This is a genomic window from Apilactobacillus waqarii (genome assembly GCF_019061205.1).
GTDB lineage: Bacteria > Bacillota > Bacilli > Lactobacillales > Lactobacillaceae > Apilactobacillus > Apilactobacillus waqarii.
In genome coordinates, this window is sequence record NZ_JAHQYH010000019.1 from 1 (window position 1) to 1,130 (window position 1,130).

Below are 1,130 nucleotides of genomic sequence, written 5' to 3' on the forward strand. Positions count from 1 at the left end.
GTTCTGTATGGTAAACCCTTAACTAATTGAATAACTTCTTTCAGCGGCTTCATAACACAGTTCATATTTGGATGGCTGCTAATGTTATAGGATATTATTTCACCAGAAAATAAATCCATAATAGGTGAAAGGTAAACACGATGATTAATATCACAATTTCCATATCTGAATTCACTGATATCGGTACAGAGCTTTTGATATGGTCTATCAGTATTAAATCTTCGATTTAATTGATTTGATTTAAGTTTTCCAACTTGACCACGATAGGAATTATACTTACGTGTTTTTCTTGAATATGATGAGGATAGTAAATTATTCTTTTTCATTATCCTTAATACTAGTTTGTGGTTAACACGGTATCCACGATTAGTTAATTCTAAACATACTCTTCTATATCCGTAGGATTTATTTTTATCTTTAATATCCTTGATAATTTTAGTGATTTCAGCGTACTTATCAGGCTTATTTTGGATTGATCTAATGTAATAATAGGTACTTCTAGATATCCTTAATGCCTTTAGTATTAATGTTTTAGTAGTATGGTATTTCAGCCTTAGTTCGTCGATTATTTTAATAATTACTTCTGGTCTTCTTCGTCGTCTAAGGCCCTCAATTTTTTTAAGAAATCATTCTCTATTCTCAACATTAAATTTTCTTCTTCGAGCTTCTTTAATTTGTCTTTATCGGTATTAGTGTTGTTTGAGTTGGCTTTGTTAGTTTTCTTTTTTGTCATGGCTTTTCTTTCCCTTCGGGACAATAAACCATCGATACCTTTTTTCTCTAATCGCTTTTCCCAAGTCCAGATAGTTGATGGAGATGGAATATTAAAATGATAAGCTGTCTCTGGATAAGATGATTTAGTCGTTTTCATCCAGTTTAATATATATTGTTTCTCTTTAGTAGAGTATTCAATCACTTTATTACTTTTTTTCAGACCATCTAGACCATATTTTTTGTAACTCTTAACCCAACATAAAACAGTATTTCTACTTTTAATCCCAAATTTTCTAGCTACCATTTGAGATCCCATACCGTTTAGGTATGTGTTAATTACATTTAATTTATCTTCTACTTTATATTTAGACACAAAAACACCCCAAAGTTTTGTACAAACTTTGGGGTGCAGTGCA

1 protein-coding gene and 2 pseudogenes are annotated in these 1,130 nt (G+C 30.7%); all 3 read right to left on the bottom strand.

Annotated elements, in window-relative coordinates; genetic code table 11:
* A pseudogene (locus KTJ72_RS07130) lies at nucleotides 1-326 on the bottom strand (IS3 family transposase); the annotation flags it as partial.
* A 27-nt stretch (nucleotides 327-353) separates the two neighbouring features.
* Nucleotides 354-614: pseudogene (locus tag KTJ72_RS07230) on the bottom strand (IS3-like element ISEnfa3 family transposase); the annotation flags it as partial.
* Nucleotides 578-1,130: helix-turn-helix domain-containing protein (locus KTJ72_RS06990; RefSeq protein WP_217304476.1), on the bottom strand; the 553-nt coding region annotated here is incomplete at its 5' end. The pseudogene KTJ72_RS07230 and the gene KTJ72_RS06990, both read right to left, overlap by 37 nt.